We start from the raw sequence: 19466 nt of genomic DNA on the forward strand, positions 1-19466 counted from the left end.
ACCGTGTCACCGAGTTCGGGTGCCGAGTAGTTCCGCGGTTCTCCGCAACCGCATCAGCACCTGCAGATCGAGAGCCTTGTCGGGGTTGCGCCAGTCCGGGCCGAGGAGGCGGTCGATCGCGTCGAGACGCTGGTAGAGGGTGTTGACGTGCACGCCGAGACTCGACGCGGTCGCCGAATGGTGGCGGCCGTGCGCCAGATACTCCGACAGGGTTTCCAGCAACGGCACTCCGCGTTTGGCCTGCTCCGTCATCAGCGGGCCCAGTTGGGCCTCGGTCAGTTCGTCGAGGTGCTCGCGCGCCATGTGGCTCAGCAGGATCCGGTAGATGCCCAGACCGCGCGCGGACGAGACCTCCCCAGCGCGTCCCAATGTGTCGAGCACGTCGACGGTCTGCTGGGCTTCGACGTAGGCGCGCGCGAGCGCCTTCGCACCACGCGCGGGCTCCGCGATACCGATCGTCGCGTCGAGCCGTCCGGCGGTGAACACCGCCTGGACGGCGGCGGAATCCTTGGCGGGCACGACCGCCAGCGCGCGGGAACCATGTTCCGCGGCGACGGTTCCCGACGGGAAGGGCAATGCCCCGAGAGCGGTACGGACCGCGTCCTGGCCCGTGGCGATCGCCACGGCGACACAGTACGTCGTGTCGGGGTTGAGCCCGGCCAACCGCAGTTGGCGGCGCTCGTCCTGTGCGGTGGCGGCGGGATGGGTCAAGAGGTCGACGAGAAAGGCATCCCGTGCACGACGCGTCGCCTCCCCCGCCGCACGTTCCTCGGCGAGCGACAGCGCGATCGCGGGTGCCGCGCGTTCGAGCAGGAGGCGAGTGGTCGGCTGCCCGGCTCCCACGGACAGGAGCGCGCCGAGCATCTCGCCGGCAGCCGCGACACGCTGCGCGATCACCTCGCCGCGTTCGGCGTGGTCGTTGCCGCCCGCCCGCAGCTCGCGGACCGCCGCCGACACCTCGTCGGCGTGCGGCATCAGGTCCACGGGCAACTCGGATTCGTCCTGCACGAAATAAGCCGGTTGCCGGGAGAGTTGGGCGACCTCCTGCACCAGACGCTGCACCCCCGCCCCGAGTAGCACCACCTGAGTCAGCGTCCGATCCCACTGCAGAATCTGTTCGAGCTCGGTTGTGCGCTGCGATAATTCGGCGTTCACCGATTCGAGCCGTGCGACGGTGTCTCGCTCACGTTCCAACGAGCGAACGTTCTCGATCGCGATCGCCGCATGGGCTGCCAGCGCCGACAGCAGCGCGATCTCGGATTCGGTGAAGGCCCGCTCCTGACGCTTGCACGCGAACAGGGCACCGATGACGCGGTCGGCGACGCGCAGGGGCACCCCGAGCAGGCCGCGCATGTTCTCCGACCGCGCTGCGCTGTCGGCTCCGGTGATGTGCCGGAACGCCGGTTCGCTCTGGTAGTCGGGCGTCCACTCCGGCGCGGACCTGCGGACGATCAGGCCCACGAGTCCTTCGTCCAGGGACAGTCGGATTCCGACGAGGTTCGGGGTCAGGGCCCCGCTGGTGACCTCGATGACGAATTCCTCGTCGTAGACCGATCCCATGTAGGCGAGATCCACACCGAGCAGTTGCCGCGCCTGATCGACCACTTCCTGCAGCAACACCCGGTCGTAGCGGACCGTCGTCAACCGGACGGCGATGTCGTTGAGCGCCGCCAACTCCCTACTGCGCTGTTGGCGCTGGTCGAGCTGCGCGCGGAGCCGGAGTGCGGCATTGGCTTCGCGTTCGACCGCGGCCCTGTCGGACGCGTCGGATTCCTCGATCAACGTGCGCCGGAGGGCATCGAGTTCGTCGATGGGTGCGTCGTCGAGCAGCAGTTCCATCCAGCCGCGATCGGCAGTACTCACTGGTGCCTCCATCCATGGAGTCCTGGATTTGATAGATGAAATCTACATTGGCCGAGATCCAGATCACAGCTAGATTCGAGACATCACCTTCTCGCCCGCAAAGGACCGGTTTTCGCCATGTTGATCGATGCACTGTTGGCATCCCTCCCCGCGGATCGCGTCGTGCGCGACCCCGACGTCGTCGCGAAGTACCAGCACGACGAAGCCGAGTGGGCGCCGTACGCCGCTCCGCTCGCGGTCGTCAGGCCCCGAACGGCCCTCGAAGTCCAGGCTGTCGTGCGCGCCTGCCTCGACCACGACGCCGCCGTCGTCACACGGGGTGCCGGGACCGGTCTGTCCGGCGGAGCGAACGCGACCGACGGCTGCGTCGTCCTCGCACTCGAGGGCATGAACGCGATCAAGGAAATCGATCCGCTCGAGCGGTACGCCGTCGTCGAGCCCGGCGTGGTGAACGACCATCTCCGCGCCGCGTGCGCCGAACACGGACTCTGGTATCCGCCGGATCCGGCCAGTTCGCCGTGGTCGACGATCGGAGGGAACGTCGCCACCAACGCGGGCGGACTGTGCTGCGTCAAGTACGGCGTCACCCGCGACTACGTGCTCGGCATGCAGATCGTCACCGGCACCGGCGACCTCGTGCGCCTCGGACGCAAGACCGCCAAGGGGGTAGCCGGTTACGATCTGGCGGGTCTCATGGTCGGGTCCGAGGGAACGCTCGGCGTCATCACCGAAATCACCGTCAAGTTGCGACCGCTCCAGGACCCGCAGCGCACGGTGGCCGGCTACTTCGACTCCATCGTCGACGCGGGCCGGGCCGTCAGCGCGGTGGCCGCGGCGGGGCTCACCCCGTCGGCGCTCGAACTGGTGGACAAGCAGTGCCTCATCGCCGTCGACGCCTGGAAGAAGATGGGATTGTCGGTGGAGGCCAACGTCGTTCTGCTCGGCCGCATCGACACCGCGGGAGTCGTCGGCGACCAGGAAGCGGAGAAGATGCTGTCGTGTTTCGACGAAGCCGGAGCCACGTGGTCTGCCGTCTCCACCGACCAGGAGGAAGCGGACGCGTTGTTCGCTGCGCGTCGTCTGGCCTACCCCGCGATGGAACGACTCGGACCGGTCCTCACCGAAGACGTGTGCGTGCCGAAACGGGCTGTCCCCGAGATGCTTGCGCGCATCGAACAGATCGGCATCGCCCACGAGACCACCATCGCCAACATCGCACACGCCGGCGACGGAAACCTGCACCCGCTCCTGATCACACCCCGCGACGACGAGGCGGCCCGCGCCCGCGCGCAGGCCGCGTTCGCGGACATCATCGACGCGGCACTGGAACTCGGCGGCACGGTCACCGGCGAGCACGGTGTCGGTCTACTGAAGATGGACGGCCTCGCCCAGGAACTCGATCCGGTCGTCCTGGGCATGCATCGATCGGTGAAGAACGCCCTCGACCCGCGCGGAATCATGAACCCCGGGAAGATCTTCTCGTAAACCACCCCGAGCACCAACGCCTGTCACGCAAGCTTTTCGGCCGAGCGGGACACGGCGGTCCGACCCATGCCCACTCCTCAGAAAGTCGAGTCACACATGTCGTCTGTACTGCAGAAACCCGAGATCGAGGCGAGGGTGGTCCGGAAGGTCGCACGGCGGCTCATTCCGTTCCTCGGCCTGGCCTACTTCGTCAACTATCTCGACCGGACCAATATCGGGCTGGCGAAGCTGACCATGAGCGAGGAACTCGGACTCACCGAGACCATGTTCGGCCTGGCCTCCGGGCTCTTCTTCATCGGATATCTCCTGTTCGAGGTGCCGAGCAATCTCGCGCTGCACAGGTTCGGGGCGCGCCGGTGGATCGCTCGGATCATGCTCACGTGGGGAATCATCGCGGCGGCCATGGCCTTCGTGCCCAATGCCGGCTCGCTGTATACGCTGCGCATGCTGCTGGGTATCGCCGAGGCGGGATTCTTCCCGGGGGTTCTGCTCTACCTGACGCTGTGGTTTCCCCGCGCCTATCGGGTCCGGCTGATGGGCCTGTTCCTTCTCGCGCTCCCGGTGTCGTCGGCGCTCGGCGCCCCGTTGTCGAGCGCCATCATCCAGTACTGGGACGGGCTGTTCGGACTGTCCGGGTGGCGGGTCATGTTCCTGCTCGAGGGGATCCCGGCCGTCGTGCTCGCGGTGGTCACCTGGTTCTACCTGACGGACCGGCCCTCGCAGGCCACATGGCTGGACGAGGACGAAAAGGTGTGGCTCACTCGTGAACTCGAATCCGAGGCGTGCGAATCCGGCTCTCACATCAGCGGGTCGGTACGCCGGGCGGTGACAGATTCCCGCGTCTGGATGCTCGGGCTCGTCTACTTCGGGATCACCTACGGGCTGTACTCGCTCAGTTTCTTCCTGCCGAGCATCGTCGCCGGTTTCAAGAAGACGTTCGACACCGACTTCTCGCTGTTCACCACCGGGTTGATCGTCGCGGTCCCGTTCGCAGTGGGTGCTGTCGCAATGGTGTTGTGGAGCAGGCACTCCGACCGTACCGGTGAAAGGATCTGGCACGTCGCCATCCCCACCCTGATCGGAGCCGTCTCCATTCCGATCGCCCTGTACATGCAGTCGCCGCTCACGACGATGATCGCGGTGACCGTCAACGCGGTCGGTGTGTTCTGTGCCCTGCCGGTGTTCTGGTACCTGCCCAGCACGTTCCTCACCGGCGCGGGTGCCGCCGCAGGTATCGCGGTCGTCAACTCGGTGGGCAACATGAGCGGCTTCGGGGCCCCGTACGTCACGGGTTGGCTGTTCGACGCCACCGGGAATTCACGCGCAGGCCTGTGGGTCGTCGGGGCGGTCATGCTCGTCGCCGTGGTGCTGGTACTCGTGCTCAGATCGCGGGTAAGTCCTACTCGCAGTACCGAAGACGTCGGCGGGGAGGTCGTCGCCGCACACCACTGATCGGAGAACAGGCGCTGCCGGGCGGTCGACGGCAGCGCCTTCGTCAGTGCTCCTCGGCGATCCGCTCCAGCAGCGGACGGGTTCGGTAGGGGATGGCGTCGCGCATCGCCACGGACACCGTGGTGCGCTCGATCCCCGGCACGGCGAGGATGAGGCCGGCGACCCGATACAGATCGTCGGCATCGACGGCGACCACGCCGATGTGCAGGTCCGCCGCTCCGGAGATGCCGACGACCTCCACGACCTCGGCGATGTCCCGCAGGTGCTCGATGACGTCCTCGAGGCGATGCTGGTCGACCACCGCGGTGACGAACGCCTGCAGGGGGTACCCCAGATCGCGGGGTGACACGCAGCGGTCGACGGGTGCGAGCACTCGTTGCTCTTCCCAGCGAGACATCCTTGCTTGCACGGTATTACGTGCCATCCCCAGCAGGGAGGCCAATTGCACCCCGGTGGCGCGAGGGGCGTCGCACAGGGCGAGCAGCAGGCGGGCGTCGGTCCGATCGAGTCTCGTCATGTAGCGCAGTATGCCAGAGTTCAGAGCTTCATATTTGAGCATTCTGCTTAATCTGCTCGACAGCACTTGCGCATGATGAATCCTGGTGGTTGTGTGAATGCAACATTCTGACCGAAAAGGTCACTCGCGGGCAGCGAGCTCTCCCGGTACATCGCTTTCGGAGGTTTTCGTGTTCGACAATGACGATGTGGTGCAGCTGGTCACCGAAAACGGTGCGCGAGTAAATCATCCGGACTATTCCCGGTACGTCGACGATGTCGACATCACGTCGGTGCGCGCGCTGTACGAAGACCTGGTCGTGGTGCGGCGCATCGACGCGGAGGCGACCGCGCTGCAGCGTCAGGGCGAACTGGGGCTGTGGGCTCCGCTGCTGGGGCAGGAAGCCGCGCAGGTCGGGTCGGCGCGCGCCCTCCGTCCGGACGACTTCGTCTTCGCCAGCTACCGCGAACACGGAGTCGCGTACTGCCGCGACGTCGATCCCACCCACATGCTCAGGTTCTGGCGAGGGTCGACGCACTCGGGCTGGAACCCGTTCGAATACAACATGACGACGCCCGCGATCATCGTCGGCGCGCAGGCACTGCACGCCACCGGGTATGCGATGGGCATGCAGTTCGACGGTTCCGACGGCGCCGCGATCACTTACTTCGGCGACGGCGCCACCAGTCAGGGCGACATCTCCGAGGCCTTCGGGTTCGCCGCGAGCTTCAACGCCCCCGTGGTGTTCTTCTGCCAGAACAACCAGTGGGCGATCTCCGAACCGGTCAGCCTGCAATCGCGGGTGAGTATCGCCGCGCGGGGCCGGGGCTTCGGTGTTCCCAGCGTGCGCGTCGACGGCAACGACGTCCTCGCCGTGATCGCCGTGACCCGGGCCGCGCTCGAACGGGCACGGGAAGGCAGCGGACCCACCCTGATCGAGGCGGTCACCTACCGGATGGGCCCGCACACCACGTCCGACGACCCGTCCCGGTACCGCCCCGCTGCGCTCGACGAGGAATGGAAACGCAAGGACCCCCTCGACCGCATCCGCGCCCTCCTCGAGTCGGCGGGCGCGATCGACGACGACTACCTCGCCGCCGTGCAGCAGCGCTCCGACGACACCGCAGCGGCGTTGCGCCGCGGATGCCTCGAGACCGTCGAACCCGAGCCGATGTCCCTGTTCGACAACGTGTACGCCGAACCCCATCCCCTCGTCGACGAAGAGCGGCGCCAGTTCGCGGCCTACCTCGACAGTTTCGAAGGAATCGACGCATGAGTACAGCCATCTCCGCGGCCGCCCCGACCACGCTTCCGCTCGGCAAGGCCCTGAACGCCGGCCTGCGCCGCGCCCTGGAGAACGACCCGAAGGTCGTGCTCATGGGAGAGGACATCGGCAAACTCGGCGGCGTCTTCCGCATCACCGACGGACTGCAGAAGGACTTCGGTCCCAACCGTGTCATCGACACCCCGCTCGCCGAATCCGGGATCATCGGTACCGCAGTCGGTCTCGCGATGCGCGGATACCGGCCGGTGTGCGAGATCCAGTTCGACGGGTTCATCTACCCCGGCTTCGACCAGATCGTCTCGCAGGTCGCCAAACTGCACTACCGCACGAGCGGAAACGTGAAGATGCCGATCACCATCCGCGTCCCGTACGGCGGCGGCATCGGTGCGATCGAGCATCACTCCGAGTCGCCGGAGGGGTATTTCGCCGCGACCGCGGGTCTTCGCGTCGTCACCTGCAGCACCGCCGCCGACGCGCACATGATGATTCAGCAGGCCATCGCGTCGGACGATCCGGTGCTGTTCTTCGAACCCAAGCGCCGCTACTGGGAGAAGGGGCAGCTCGACCCGGCGGCCGAGACGAGCCCACTGCACAAGGCCCGGGTGGTCGCACCGGGCACCGACGCCACCGTCGTCGCCTACGGGCCGCTCGTGACAACTGCACTGCAGGCCGCGAAAGTCGCTGCGGGCGAGGGCAGGTCGATCGAGGTGATCGATCTGAGGTCCATCTCCCCGCTCGACGTCGACACCGTCGCCGCGTCCGTGCAGCGCACCGGACGTCTGGTGATCACCCACGAGGCGCCCGTGTTCCTCGGGATCGGTGCCGAAATCGCTGCCCGCATCAGCGAGCGCTGCTTCTATCACCTCGAAGCACCGGTGGCCCGCGTCGGCGGCTTCACCGTCCCGTATCCGCCGGCAAAACTCGAGGAGCACTTCCTGCCGGACGTCGACCGCATCCTCGACGGCGTCGACCGCACCTTCACCGCGTAGGAACCAGGAGTTCGCCATGCCCACTGTCAAGACATTCCTGCTGCCCGACCTCGGCGAGGGCCTCACCGACGCCGAACTGCTGACCTGGCTGGTGAAGGTCGGCGACACCGTGACGCTCAACCAGATCATCGCCGAGGTCGAGACGGCGAAGGCGTCCGTGGAGTTGCCCTCGCCCTACGCCGGAACGGTGGTCGCGTTGCACGCCGAGGAGGGGACGACCGTCGACGTCGGCAGCCCGTTCATCGACGTCGCGGTCGCCGGCGAGGACCCGGTGGACGCCCTCGAGCCGACCGCTCCCGCGGCCCCGGCCGAGCGGACCCCGGTCCTGGTCGGCTACGGCGTGGCCGAAGACTCCTCGAGCCGGCGCCGGCAGCGGCGTCCGGCGACGGGAACCCGAGTCGACGTCACCGCGGCGCCGGGCACGTCGCGTCCGCTGGCCTCTCCCCCGGTGCGGTTCGCAGCGAAGCAACACGGTGTCGACCTCACCGAAGTGGACGCAACCGGGGTGCACGGTGAAGTCACCAGGGACGACCTCGAGCGCCACCGCACCGCCGCCCCGGTGACGACGTCCGCGGCGACGGTCCCGCCGGACGCCGACGAGGAACGCATCCCGATCAAGGGCGTCCGCAAGCACACCGCCGCAGCGATGGTCCGCAGCGCATTCACCGCCCCGCACGTCACCGAGTTCGTCACGGCAGACGTCACCCCGACGATCGACCTCCTGGCTCGGCTGCGCGAAACGAAGCACTTCACCGACGTGCGCCTGACACCACTGACGTTGGTGGCCAAGGCATTGCTCGTGGCGCTGCGCACCAACCCGACCCTGAATTCGTTCTGGGACGAGGACACTCAGGAGATCGTCCTCAAACGCTCCGTGAACCTCGGCATCGCGGCCGCCACCCCGCGCGGGCTGATGGTGCCGAACATCAAGAACGCCCACACCCTCGGTCTGCGCGACCTCGCGATCGCCCTGTCGGATCTGACGACCACGGCGAAGGAGGGCAAGACCGGCCCCGCCGATCTCGCCGACGGCACGATCACGATCACCAATGTCGGCGTCTTCGGTGTCGACGCGGGCACGCCCATCCTCAACCCGGGCGAGGCGGCGATCCTGTGCTTCGGGGCGATCCGCAGGCAGCCGTGGGAATACCAGGGCGAGATCGCGTTGCGCTCGGTCACCACACTGAGCCTGTCGTTCGACCATCGACTGGTCGACGGCGAGCAGGGATCGAGATTCCTCGCGGCCATCGGTCAGATCCTGTCGGACCCGTTGACGTTGATCGCACTGAGCTGAGCCCCTGTTCCTTCCAACCTTCCGGCACGTCCGTGACGTGCCCGACCGAGGGAGTTTTCCCATGTCCGACCAACCGGACGTCCTGATTCTCGGCGGTGGATCCGGCGGGTACGCCTGCGCCTTCCGCGCCGCGCAACTGGGCAAGACCGTCACCCTGATCGAAGAGGACAAGGTCGGCGGCACCTGCCTGCACCGAGGGTGCATCCCCACCAAGGCCCTCGTGCACGCCGCCGAGGTCGCCGACACCGTCAATCACGCGTCGGCCCTCGGTATCGGTGCGACGCTGGACGGGATCGACCTCGGTGGTGTCCATGCCTACAAGAACTCGACGGTCGAACGTCTGTACAAGGGCCTGCAGGGGCTGGTCCGCAGCCACAAGATCGAGGTGGTGCACGGCACCGGCCGCTACGGCGGGGGCCGCACCGTCCACGTCGGCGATCGCACGATCACCGGCACGTCGCTGGTGCTCGCGACCGGCTCGCAGGTCCGGAGCCTGCCCGGACTCGAGATCGGTGGCCGCATCCTCACGAGCGACGAAGCGCTGACGTTTCCCGAGCTTCCGAAGCGCGTCGTCGTACTCGGCGGCGGTGTCATCGGGGTCGAGTTCGCCAGTATCTGGGCTTCGTTGGGCGCGGCCGTCACGATCGTCGAAGCGCTGCCCCGGCTCGTCGCCGCCGAGGACGAGTGGTCGTCGAAGCAACTCACCCGGGCCCTCCGCAAACGCGGCATCACGATCACGACCGGCACCCGATTCGCGAAGGCGGTCCAGGACGAGAGCACGGTCAGCGTCACGGTGGAGTCGGGCGACACGATCGAGGCGGACCTGCTGCTCGTCGCGGTCGGCCGCGGACCCCGGACCACCGACATCGGGCTCACCGAGAACGGCGTCGTACTCGACTCCCGCGGTTTCGTCACGGTCGACGACTCTCTGTGCACCTCGCAGCCGGACGTGTACGCGGTCGGCGACATCGTCGCCGGACCGCAACTCGCGCATCGCGGATTCCAGCAGGGCATCTTCGTCGCGGAAACGATCGCCGGCCTGAGCCCGACATCGATCGAGGACAGCGGCATCCCCCGGGTGACGTACGCCAACCCGGAGGTCGCGTCGGTCGGGCTCACCGAAGACCAGGCCCGCGAGCGGCACGGCGACGTCGCCACCGTCGTGTACGACCTCGCCGGCAACGGCAAGAGTCAGATCCTCGGAACCAGCGGCGGCGTCAAACTGGTGCGCGCCGGAGCCACGGAGGGACCGGTCGTCGGGATCCACATGGTCGGCGAGCGCGTGGGCGAACTCATCGGCGAGGCCCAACTGATCGTCAACTGGGGCGCCTACCCCGGCGAAGTCGCCGCCCTCGTGCACGCGCACCCCACCCAGGCCGAAGCGCTCGGCGAGGCACACCTCGCTCTCGCGGGTACACCACTGCACAGTCACAGCTGAGAATGTCTTGACAAACAGGAGGGCTAGAACGTACTAGTTGTACCCAGCGCCGAGTGTGAGGGAGAGCAGGCATGGAAATCGGACTGATCACCGACTCGGTCAGCCATCTACCTTTCGAGACAGCTCTCGACCTCGCGCAGGAACACGGCTTGAACTCGGTCGAGGTCGCAACGGGAAACTGGTCGGAGGCGCCGCACGCCGACCTCGACACACTGGTCTCGTCGGCGGACGCCCGCGCCGAGTTCGCCGAGAAGATCTCCAGCCGGGGCCTGACGCTGAGCGCACTGAACGCCAACGGCAACCAACTGCATCCGGTCTCGGGACAGGCGCACGACGCCGTCATCCGAAAGACCGTCGAACTCGCGAGCGCACTCGACGTCCCGACCGTCGTCCTCATGTCCGGACTGCCGGGCGCGAAAGGTGACACCAACCCCAATTGGATCACCACGGCGTGGCCACCGGAGAACCTCGATGTCCTCGCCTATCAGTGGAACGAGGTCGCGATTGTACTGGAAGGAACTCGCGGCCTTCGCCCGGGACCAGAACGTCAAGCTCGCTGTCGAAGCGTGCGGAGGTCAGCTCGTGCACAACGCTTCGGCGATGCTCCGGCTGATCGACAGCGCAGGCGACGACGTGGTGGGCGCGAACCTGGACCCGTCCCACCTGATGTGGATGGGCGCCGACATCCCCACCGTCATTCGTGCTCTCGGCACGTCGATCTTCCACGTGCACGCGAAGGACATTCGCATCAACTCCTGGACCGCGCAACGCGACGGACTCCTCGACACCGGGCCCCTGACCGATCCGCTGGGGCGGGCCTGGAACTACGTCACTCTCGGTCTCGGCCACCCGGACGGCGCCACGTTCTGGGCGGATTTCGTCTACAACCTTCGCGCGGTCGGATACGACGGCACACTCAACATCGAGCACGAGGACGCACTCGTCAATTCCCTCGAAGGCGTCGGCCGGGCGGCGAACCTCCTGAAGCAGGTCGCCCTCGTCGAGGCCCCCGACTGGACTCCGGCGAAGATCTGACGGTCGCTCAACGCGCCCGTCGCTTGCTGAAGCCGTTCACAATCCTGCAGTCCAAAACGTCTCGAGCTTCTCGGCGGTGATCACGGTGCCGAAATTCTGGGCGACGACGGACACCGAAGCGTCGTGGGCTGTTCGACTGTAGGTGGCGGCGCAGTCTTCGACGAGCGAAACCCAGTATTCGTGAAACAGCGCGCTACGCAGACTCGACTCGACACATACCTCGGTGGCGACGCCGGTAAAGAGCAGGGAGTCGATGCCGAGGGAACGCAGGGTGAGGTCGAGGTTGGTGCCGACGAACGCGCTGAACCGGTTCTTCGTGATCACCACGTCGCCGTCCTGCGGAGCGACGGCATAGTAGTCTGCCCCGGGTGTTCCTGTGCGGCAGGTAATTCCGGTGCGTGCCGCGTCCGGTCCCTCGCCCACGCGACCGAGCCACTGGGGTGTATCGGTGGTTTCGTCGTGCAGGGTACGTACGAAGATCACCCGGACCCCGGCCGTGCGCGCGGACGCGACGAGGTGGTCCAGTCGCGGAGCCATCGCCACCGGGGCGGTCACGTCGAAGCCCTTCTGGGCCAGCGACCCGGCGGGTGAGCAGAAATCGTTCTGCATGTCGATGACGATCAGTGCGCACCGGGCGGGGTCGTAGCGGAACGGGACCGAGCTCATTCGTTAGTGTCCTTCCATGTCAGGGGTTGTGCGGAAACCTTGTTCGGCGTTGAGCCGCTACCAGATGACGACGGCGGCTCCGGTAGCCAGCAGCAGTCCGGCCATCACCGGGACGACGAGATGGCGGACCAGTTCGGCAACCGGTATCCGGCAGAATCCGGCGACCACCACCAGCGACGACCAGATCACGAGAGTTCCCCCGCCCGTCCATGTGGCGCCGTTCTGGGCGATGGCAGCCAAGGTAGCGGTGTCCATTCCGGACTGCGGTGCCAGCGCGGCAGCCAATCCGCCGGTGAGGGGTAAGCCCGCCCACCCCGAACCGTCGAGACCGACCGCCATACCGATGAAGAGCATGCTGAGCGCGACGAAAACGCCGTTGTCGGGGATGTACGGCTGCACCCGTTCGACGGTGTCGAAGAGGAAGGCCGGACCGGTGGTGTCGTCGTCGAGTCCGAGAATGGCGCCAGAGTAGTCGGGAATTCCGATGTACACGAAACCTGCGACGGGAAGGATGATTCCCATTGCCTTGAATGCGTACGACAGACCATCGATGAAGTGGGTGGCGCAGAATTCGAGCGCCTCGGAGCGTCGTGAGGTGACGGTCACGAGGGCCATCAGGATGATTGCCGTGCCTCCCACCAGAGACGCGCCCGCGCCGTCCTCCCAGGGGACGAGGTCGGTGAAACGACCGACCAACATGTAAACCAGGACGGCGACGAACGCGGCGGGCACGCCGATCGCCCACGCACGGGTCAGAGTCGGGCGATCGGTGATTCTCGTTCCGTCGTCCTCGAAGCCGGGCAGTTCCTCGTCGAGCACGTCCGTGGCGGTGGGTGAGACCGCGACATCCGGGCCCGGGGCGAAACCGGCAGCCGGGCCGGCGGGCGTGCCACCGACACCGCCGTGGGGATGCACGGTTCTGCCGATCGGGTCGGTGCCCGGAACCGCGTCCGTACGCATCCTGCGGCGGACGGTCAGGAAGTAGGCGAGCACCGCCGCGGTGATACCGACGATCAATGAGATCACCAGGGCACGATCGGCGATGTCGTCGGCGGGAACGCCCGCGCCGCTCGCGGAAATCGACGGCGCAAGACCGATCACGTAGTCGGAGGCGATCGACATCCCCTGGCCGGAGATCGCAAGAACCACCGCAGCTCCGAGCGGTGGCAGACCCACCTTGATCGCGGCAGGAAGTAGAACCGCACCGATCAGGGCCAGTGCCGGGGTCGGCCAGAAGAACAGCGAGAGAAAATAGGTGAAGACGAACAGCACGATGTACGCGACGCGACCATTGACCATCCACCGACTGACGGGGCGCACCATCACCTCATCGGAACCGATCGCCCGCATCGCCGCGAGCATCGACGTCACCGCGGCGATGACGATGAAGATCTCGAACAGTGCGGTGCCGGACGTGATGGTGGCCCGGAACACCGACATGATGGCATTCGGGACGCTGCCGCTGTACGCAAGTGCCGTGGCAAATGTCGCGAGTACCGCGGGGATCATGACGTTCTTGCGTAGTGCCATGGCCACGATCAGAGAAGCAAGGCCGACTAAGAACACGATCTGCGCAGCGCCCACGTGCGACTCCTTGTATCGAATTTACTTGCGGCGAGTACCTCGGAAGTGTGCGGGTGAGGACGGCCGAGTCGTGACCGTTGTCGGGTCACGACGCGGGGCACCGCAGCCCGGTTGTCGCATGATCCTCGCCTTCCTTTGATGTGTCGTCAACGTCAAAGTGACTATGCGAGAGCCTGTTCGATGTGCAAGGTGCGCAGAAAATGACAACCGCGTTTCGGCTTCGGCGGGTCGTGTGAACGATTACAGTATTCTGCGGCTTCCGTTGGCCACGTGCAGGATGTCGCCTGTCGCAGGCACATCGTCACCCGCCCCGACCGCACCTGTGCAGGCGCACGACGAGCCGCCCGCGGCCGAGGAAGAGGGGGGCGTCCCCGGCCACGAGCGGCGGACGGCCTCCCAGCCGAGGGGGACCGGTCAGGGGGCCTGGCTGCCACTCGGGGCCGTCGAGCCCGGGGCAGCGTGGATGCCGGGTACCCGCCGACGTGCGGGGCTACTCGCTTCGGGCACGAAAAGTTTCGCCCGAGTGACGACGCAGCTCGCGGCAGTCTGACCTGCGAAGATCATCCGTCACCCAGGCGATCCCGCCGGACGCGTACGAGAGTGCGAGGCCTCGGGAAGGATTGGGCGGGTGTTTAGTTGTGCGTAACACCATCTTCCGGGGACGCAACCAGAAAACTCTGCCTGTGTGGGTCGTAAGTCGAGCATCGGACGGGGGCCCGTCGGCGATATCCTGGAGTATCTCCTCGAGAGGCCAGCGGTGGTGCACTTCTTCGACAGTGGTTCGGACCGGAAGAATCGATCCGGTCGATGACCGACGACGATCCCTTCGCGACGCAACGCGGCGCGTCGGGTTCGGTCACGGCCGATCTGGCAGCCGCCGGATTCGAGGACGCACACGAGATCGGCCGCGGCGGTTTCGGCGTCGTCTACCGCTGCACCCAGGCGGCGCTCGACCGCACCGTGGCAATCAAGGTCCTCACCGCAGACCTCGACGAGCAGAACCGGGAACGATTCGTCCGCGAGCAGCGCGCGGCGGGCCGGCTGACCGGGCACCCGAATGTCGTCAATGTCCTCCACGTCGGCGTCACCGACAACGGTCGGCCGTACATCGTCATGCCGTACCACGCCCAGGACTCCCTCGACGCGCGGATCCGCCGCCACGGGCCACTCCCACTGGATGAAGCCCTGCGACTCGGGGTGAAGATGGCCGGTGCCCTCGAGACTGCCCACCGCCTCGGGATCCTTCACCGCGACGTCAAGCCCGGGAACATCCTGCTCAGCGACTACGGTGAGCCTGCACTGTCAGATTTCGGCATCGCCCGTATCGCCGGCGGGTTCGAAACCACCGCCGGCGTCGTGACGGGTTCGCCGGCGTTCACCGCCCCCGAGGTGGTGACCGGCCAACCCCCGAGTGCTGCTGCCGACGTGTACGGCCTCGGTGCCACGTTGTTCGCTGCGATGACCGGTCACGCCGCCTTCGAACGCCGCAGCGGGGAGCAGGTGGTGGCCCAATTCCTGAGAATCGCCGCCGAGCCTGGTCCCGACCCACGGAAGCACGGTGTTCCCGAGGACGTCAGCGCGATCATCGAACGCGCCATGACCGGCACCCCGGAGGGCCGCCCCTCCGCTACGGAACTTGGTCACCAACTTCGAGCATCTCAACGTCTCCATGGTTTCCCCGTCGACGAGATGGCACTGCACACCGAACCGGGAGCCGTGCGACCACAGGAGAACGTGAGGGTGGCGCCGCCTCACCAACTCGTCTCCCATGCACACGACTTCTTTCGCGAAGTGACAAGTTTCGTCGGACGCCGTAATGAAGTAGCCGCCGTCAAGGGGCGTCTGTCGGATTCCCGAATAGTGACCCTCACAGGATTTGGTGGGGTGGGCAAAACCCGGCTGGCATGCCGCGTCGCCTCGGAAGTGCGCAGAACCTACACCGACGGCGTCTGGTTTGTGGATCTCGCCGCGATCTCCACTCCAGAACTCGTCGTCAGCGCGATTACCGAGGCGCTCGACATTCGAGACGGAATGAATGCGGACGGTAGTCACTACCTGTTCGAATTCCTCGGTGAGAGACATGCACTCATCGTCTTGGACAACTGCGAGCACTTGATCGAGGCGTGCGGAAGCGTCGCCGCCGAGATTGTTCGGCGGGCGGACCGCGTGGAGATCCTGGCAACCAGTCGGGAGCCTCTCGGTGTTCTGGGGGAGACCGTGTTCGAGGTACCTCCCCTGTTGGTTCTGGACGAAGCTCAGCTCGCCGAGCGACAAGACGGCAAGAGCTTTCATTCCGAGGCGGTCGATCTTTTCGAGCAACGCGCTGCAGCCGTCGTCCCCGGATACACCCTCGACGATGAGAGCCGCCTGGAGGTTGCCCGCCTGTGCCAGCGGCTGGACGGCATCCCTCTGGCTATCGAACTCGCAGCGGTCCGGATCAGGTCCCTTCCCCTCGACCGCGTCCTGTCGCGCGAGGGCGCCCTTTTCAATCTGTTGACGCGGGGAAACCGTGGCGGACCGGTGCGGCATCAAACGCTGCGTGGCGCCATCGATTGGAGCTTCGATCTCTGCTCGCCGGAAGAACAAGTCCTGTGGGCGCGGCTGTCCGTCTTCGCGGGCGGATTCGATTTCGATGCGGTCGAGAGCGTGTGCACCGATCCGGAAATTGTTCCGGACGCTCTCGAGATAATCTCCGGTCTCGTTGAAAAATCGGTCATTTCCACCGTTCAATCCGGATCCACAGTTCGATACAAACTGTTGGAAAGCATCAAGGACTACGCGGCCGAGAAACTCGCCGAGCAAGGCGACGAGGACACGTGGCGCAGGAATCATCGAGACTATTTCCTGCGTTTGGCCGAACTCAGCGAGAGCCAGTCACTGGGGTCAGGGCAGCTGGTATGGAACCGTCGTCTCCGGCACGAGCGGGCGAATCTGCGGTCGGCGCTGGAGTACTGCCTGTCCACCCCTGGCGAGGCGCGAACAGGTCTCCGGATGGCGGGTGCGCTGTGGTTCTTCTGGAACGCGAGTGGCCTGCTGCGAGACGGGCGGTACTGGCTGTCCCGCGCTTTGGAGGCCGACCAGGATCCGAGCCGCGAGAGGGCGAAAGCGCTCTGGGTGATCGCGTGGAACGCCATGGTTCAGGGCGACAACCCGACCTCCACACAGTATCTGCTGGAATGCAGCGCCGTCGCGGAATCGATCGGTGACCGAACCGCCCAGGCGTTTGCAGTTCAGTTCCGGGGTGCGGCGGAGATGCTCGGAAACGGAAATCTCGACGTCGCACTGGAGTTCCTCACTGCCGGCATGACACTTCACGCAGAGTTGGGGGAGGTCAATTCTCTGACACTGCTGGGCGGCGCTCAGCTCGCTTTAGTGCACTGCCTGTCCGGGAACCTGGAACAATCCCTTGCCTGGGCGGACGACACCATCGCCTCAGGTAAGTCGCTGAAGGAGCACTTCTCGACGTCATGGGCGCTGTGGGCCCGCGGACTTGCCCTGTGGACCCAGCGCAAGTACCCGCAAGCTTCGGACTCGTTGAAGGAATCGCTCGAACTGAAGCAGTCATTGAGTGACTGGTTGGGTGTGAGTACATGCACCGAGATTCTGGCGTGGACCGCGATCGAGGAAGGAAATCCCCTCCGATCCGCCCGACTACTCGGTATCGGGCGCACCCTGTGCGGCGAGATGGGAAGCTCTCCGCTCTTCGGAAACGACACGCTGATCCGCACACGGACTCGTTACGAACAACGCACCCGTCAGCTGCTGGGTGACTCTGCCTTCGAGAAAGCATTCCGGGCCGGTGAACGCCTCGAACACCTCGCGTCGATCGAATTCGCGTTGCAAAAACGCACATCCGAGCCAGCGGCGCCCGCCACTCCTTCAGCGAAGGTGAAACTCACACCTCGCGAGAAAGAAGTAGGAAAGCTGGTGGCCGAGGGACTCACCAACAAGGAGATCGCGCAAAGATTGGTCATCTCGCCTCGTACCGCAGAAGGACACGTAGACCGCATCCTCACGAAGACCGGACACCGATCCCGCGCGCAGCTTGCCGCCTGGATCGCCCGCGAGGAGAGCATCGAGTCCCGAAATCCGTAGTTCGGGCAGTGCCCCGCTGCGTTGGGTGCGGACCCGGGCTGAACTCATCGATGGCGTCGCTGGGTCCACGCGGGTACCTGCGTAGGAAATGCGGGTAGTGAAGCACGTAGTTCTTCGCCGTCCCACTCGCCGCGCAATTGCGAGTCTTATCGGCATGAACAGCACACACCTCCACCAGACCAAGGCACACACCACCAGCACCTCCTGGAAGCGGTTCGCCACCGTCGGAGTCGCCGCCGCCGCACTCGGCATCATCCCCGCCGGCGTCGCGGCCGCAACCACCAGCACACCGGCGCCCATCCCCCTCACCGCCGTCGTTGCCCAGGACATTCCTCGCGACGACGACACCACCATGCAGCAGCGCCGGCACGACCGCCAACGCGACCAAAGGCAGGACCGCCGCGCCGAAATCACCATCGACAACGAGATCCTCGGCGGCTGGAGCAGCAACCCGAGGTAGACGGTCGCACCGTCGAACGCTCCCCTGGAGGCCCGAACCAACGTCATCGCTCCTCTGGTCCCGTCAGAGGCACCAATCCAACGAAAACCATTCTCGACCAACAACCAACACAGCAAGGAAAACCACTATGTCTTTCACAACCGACGTCACCATCCGGCCGTTCACCGTCCACTTCCCCGACACCGAACTCGAGGCGCTGCGTGAGCGCGTCGAGACCACCCGCTGGCCCGAAACGGAAACCGTCGCAGATCATTCGCAGGGCACACCGCTCGCGACGAGCAAGGCACTGGCGCAGTACTGGGCCTCGGAATACGACTGGCGCAAGGTCGAGGCGAAGCTGAATGCTCTGCCGCAGTACATCACCGAGATCGACGGATTGGACATCCATTTCATCCACGTCCGCTCGAAGCACGAGGATGCGTTGCCGCTCATCGTCACACATGGGTGGCCCGGTTCGATCGTCGAGCAACTGAAGATCATCGACCCGCTGACCGATCCCACCGCCCATGGTGGTGACGCATCGGATGCTTTCCATCTGGTGATTCCGTCGATGCCCGGCTACGGCTTCTCGGGCAAGCCCACGACGACCGGCTGGGGCCCCGACCGCATCGCGCGTGCCTGGGTGGAGCTGATGAAGCGCCTCGGGTACAACCGGTACGTGGCACAAGGCGGGGACTGGGGTGCGATCGTGACAGAGGCGATGGCGGTGCAGGCACCGCCGGAACTGCTCGGCATCCACACCAACATGGCCAAGGTGGTTCCACCCGAGATCGACCAGGCGCTCCTCACCGGGCATCCCGTGCCCTCCGGCCTGTCCGACGACGAACAGGCTGCGTGCGACCAGCTGGCATTCTTCTATCAGCACATCGGCTACGCCGTGGAGATGGGGTCGCGCCCGGAGACACTGATCGGATTGGCGGATTCGCCCGTCGGTCTGGCGGCCTTCATGATCGACCACGACCCGGCGAGTTTGGCGCTGATCTCGCGGGTCTTCGCGGGACAGCCCGAGGGCCTGACGCGAGACGACATCCTCGACAACATCACCCTGTTCTGGCTGACGAACACGGCGTTGTCAGCGGCTCGTCTCTACTGGGAGAACAAGGCGCCGTTCTTCGCCGCCGGTAACGTCTCCATCCCGGTTGCCGTGAGCGTCTTTCCCGACGAGCTCTATCAGGCACCGCGGAGTTGGGCAGAGAAGGCCTACCCCAACCTCATCCACTACAACAAGCTGGACAAGGGCGGGCACTTCGCCGCCTGGGAGCAGCCCCAGCATTTGGTAAACGAGGTTCGCGCGGGCTTGCGGTCGCTTCGATAACGACCGAAG

At 65.9% G+C, this 19466-nt stretch carries 14 protein-coding genes; 10 read left to right on the forward strand and 4 right to left on the reverse strand.

The features are described from left to right. Window positions 1-6: 6 nt before the first annotated feature. Window positions 7-1875: a GAF domain-containing protein gene (locus CJ177_RS23365; protein WP_179443267.1), complete on the reverse strand. Its 1869-nt coding sequence runs from the start codon at window positions 1873-1875 to the stop codon at window positions 7-9. 105 nt (window positions 1876-1980) lie between these two features. Between CJ177_RS23365 and CJ177_RS23370 the strand changes: the two genes are divergently transcribed. Together CJ177_RS23370 and CJ177_RS23375 are read left to right on the forward strand one after the other, a co-directional pair. Then, window positions 1981-3348 (forward strand): FAD-binding oxidoreductase, encoded by a 1368-nt coding sequence (locus tag CJ177_RS23370; protein ID WP_005249842.1) that lies wholly within the window; start codon window positions 1981-1983, stop codon window positions 3346-3348. 96 nt (window positions 3349-3444) lie between these two features. Further along, window positions 3445-4800: an MFS transporter gene (locus CJ177_RS23375; RefSeq protein WP_025433549.1), complete on the forward strand. Its 1356-nt coding sequence runs from the start codon at window positions 3445-3447 to the stop codon at window positions 4798-4800. 43 nt (window positions 4801-4843) lie between these two features. On the opposite strand, the gene CJ177_RS23380 is transcribed toward CJ177_RS23375, so the two are convergent. Then, window positions 4844-5317: an Lrp/AsnC family transcriptional regulator gene (locus CJ177_RS23380; protein WP_095868832.1), complete on the reverse strand. Its 474-nt coding sequence runs from the start codon at window positions 5315-5317 to the stop codon at window positions 4844-4846. 169 nt (window positions 5318-5486) lie between these two features. Between CJ177_RS23380 and pdhA the strand changes: the two genes are divergently transcribed. From pdhA to CJ177_RS48390, 5 genes are all read left to right on the forward strand, one after another. Continuing rightward, entirely contained in the window at window positions 5487-6572 is a 1086-nt protein-coding gene (pdhA, locus tag CJ177_RS23385; RefSeq protein ID WP_005249848.1) for a pyruvate dehydrogenase (acetyl-transferring) E1 component subunit alpha, read from the forward strand. Continuing rightward, a complete protein-coding gene (locus CJ177_RS23390) occupies window positions 6569-7570 on the forward strand; it encodes an alpha-ketoacid dehydrogenase subunit beta (protein WP_095868694.1) in 1002 nt (333 codons plus the stop codon). Before pdhA ends, CJ177_RS23390 begins: the two co-directional genes overlap by 4 nt. A gap of 16 nt (window positions 7571-7586) precedes the next feature. Further along, on the forward strand, window positions 7587-8864 hold the full coding sequence (locus tag CJ177_RS23395) for a dihydrolipoamide acetyltransferase family protein (RefSeq protein WP_095868695.1): 1278 nt from the start codon (window positions 7587-7589) through the stop codon (window positions 8862-8864). Between the two features lie 61 nt (window positions 8865-8925). After that, the gene (gene lpdA, locus CJ177_RS23400) at window positions 8926-10302 is read left to right on the forward strand and encodes a dihydrolipoyl dehydrogenase (RefSeq protein ID WP_095868696.1); all 1377 of its coding nucleotides are present in this window, start codon (window positions 8926-8928) and stop codon (window positions 10300-10302) included. A 504-nt stretch (window positions 10303-10806) separates the two neighbouring features. Next, window positions 10807-11337, forward strand: coding sequence for a sugar phosphate isomerase/epimerase (locus CJ177_RS48390; protein ID WP_257014646.1), 531 nt, complete (start codon window positions 10807-10809; stop codon window positions 11335-11337). A 36-nt stretch (window positions 11338-11373) separates the two neighbouring features. Here the strand turns inward: CJ177_RS48390 and CJ177_RS23410 are convergent, their stop codons facing one another. Then, complete coding sequence (locus tag CJ177_RS23410) at window positions 11374-12003, reverse strand: cysteine hydrolase family protein (protein WP_005249858.1); 630 nt, start codon at window positions 12001-12003, stop codon at window positions 11374-11376. Between the two features lie 57 nt (window positions 12004-12060). Beyond that, window positions 12061-13587 (reverse strand): permease, encoded by a 1527-nt coding sequence (locus CJ177_RS23415; RefSeq protein WP_095868697.1) that lies wholly within the window; start codon window positions 13585-13587, stop codon window positions 12061-12063. Between the two features lie 807 nt (window positions 13588-14394). On the opposite strand from CJ177_RS23415, the gene CJ177_RS23425 reads away from it, so the two are divergent. The 3 genes from CJ177_RS23425 to CJ177_RS23435 all read left to right on the forward strand — a co-directional run bounded on the left by CJ177_RS23425 (window position 14395) and on the right by CJ177_RS23435 (window position 19457). Then, window positions 14395-17682: a protein kinase gene (locus tag CJ177_RS23425; protein WP_095868698.1), complete on the forward strand. Its 3288-nt coding sequence runs from the start codon at window positions 14395-14397 to the stop codon at window positions 17680-17682. 154 nt (window positions 17683-17836) lie between these two features. Next, the gene (locus CJ177_RS23430; protein ID WP_095868699.1) at window positions 17837-18142 is read left to right on the forward strand and encodes a hypothetical protein; all 306 of its coding nucleotides are present in this window, start codon (window positions 17837-17839) and stop codon (window positions 18140-18142) included. Window positions 18143-18269: 127 nt separating this feature from the next. Next, window positions 18270-19457, forward strand: a complete 1188-nt coding sequence (locus CJ177_RS23435) for an epoxide hydrolase family protein (protein WP_005249867.1) — start codon at window positions 18270-18272, stop codon at window positions 19455-19457. Window positions 19458-19466 lie beyond the last annotated feature (9 nt).

It is taken from the genome of Rhodococcus sp. ACPA1 (genome assembly GCF_002300195.1).
GTDB lineage: Bacteria > Actinomycetota > Actinomycetes > Mycobacteriales > Mycobacteriaceae > Rhodococcus_F > Rhodococcus_F opacus.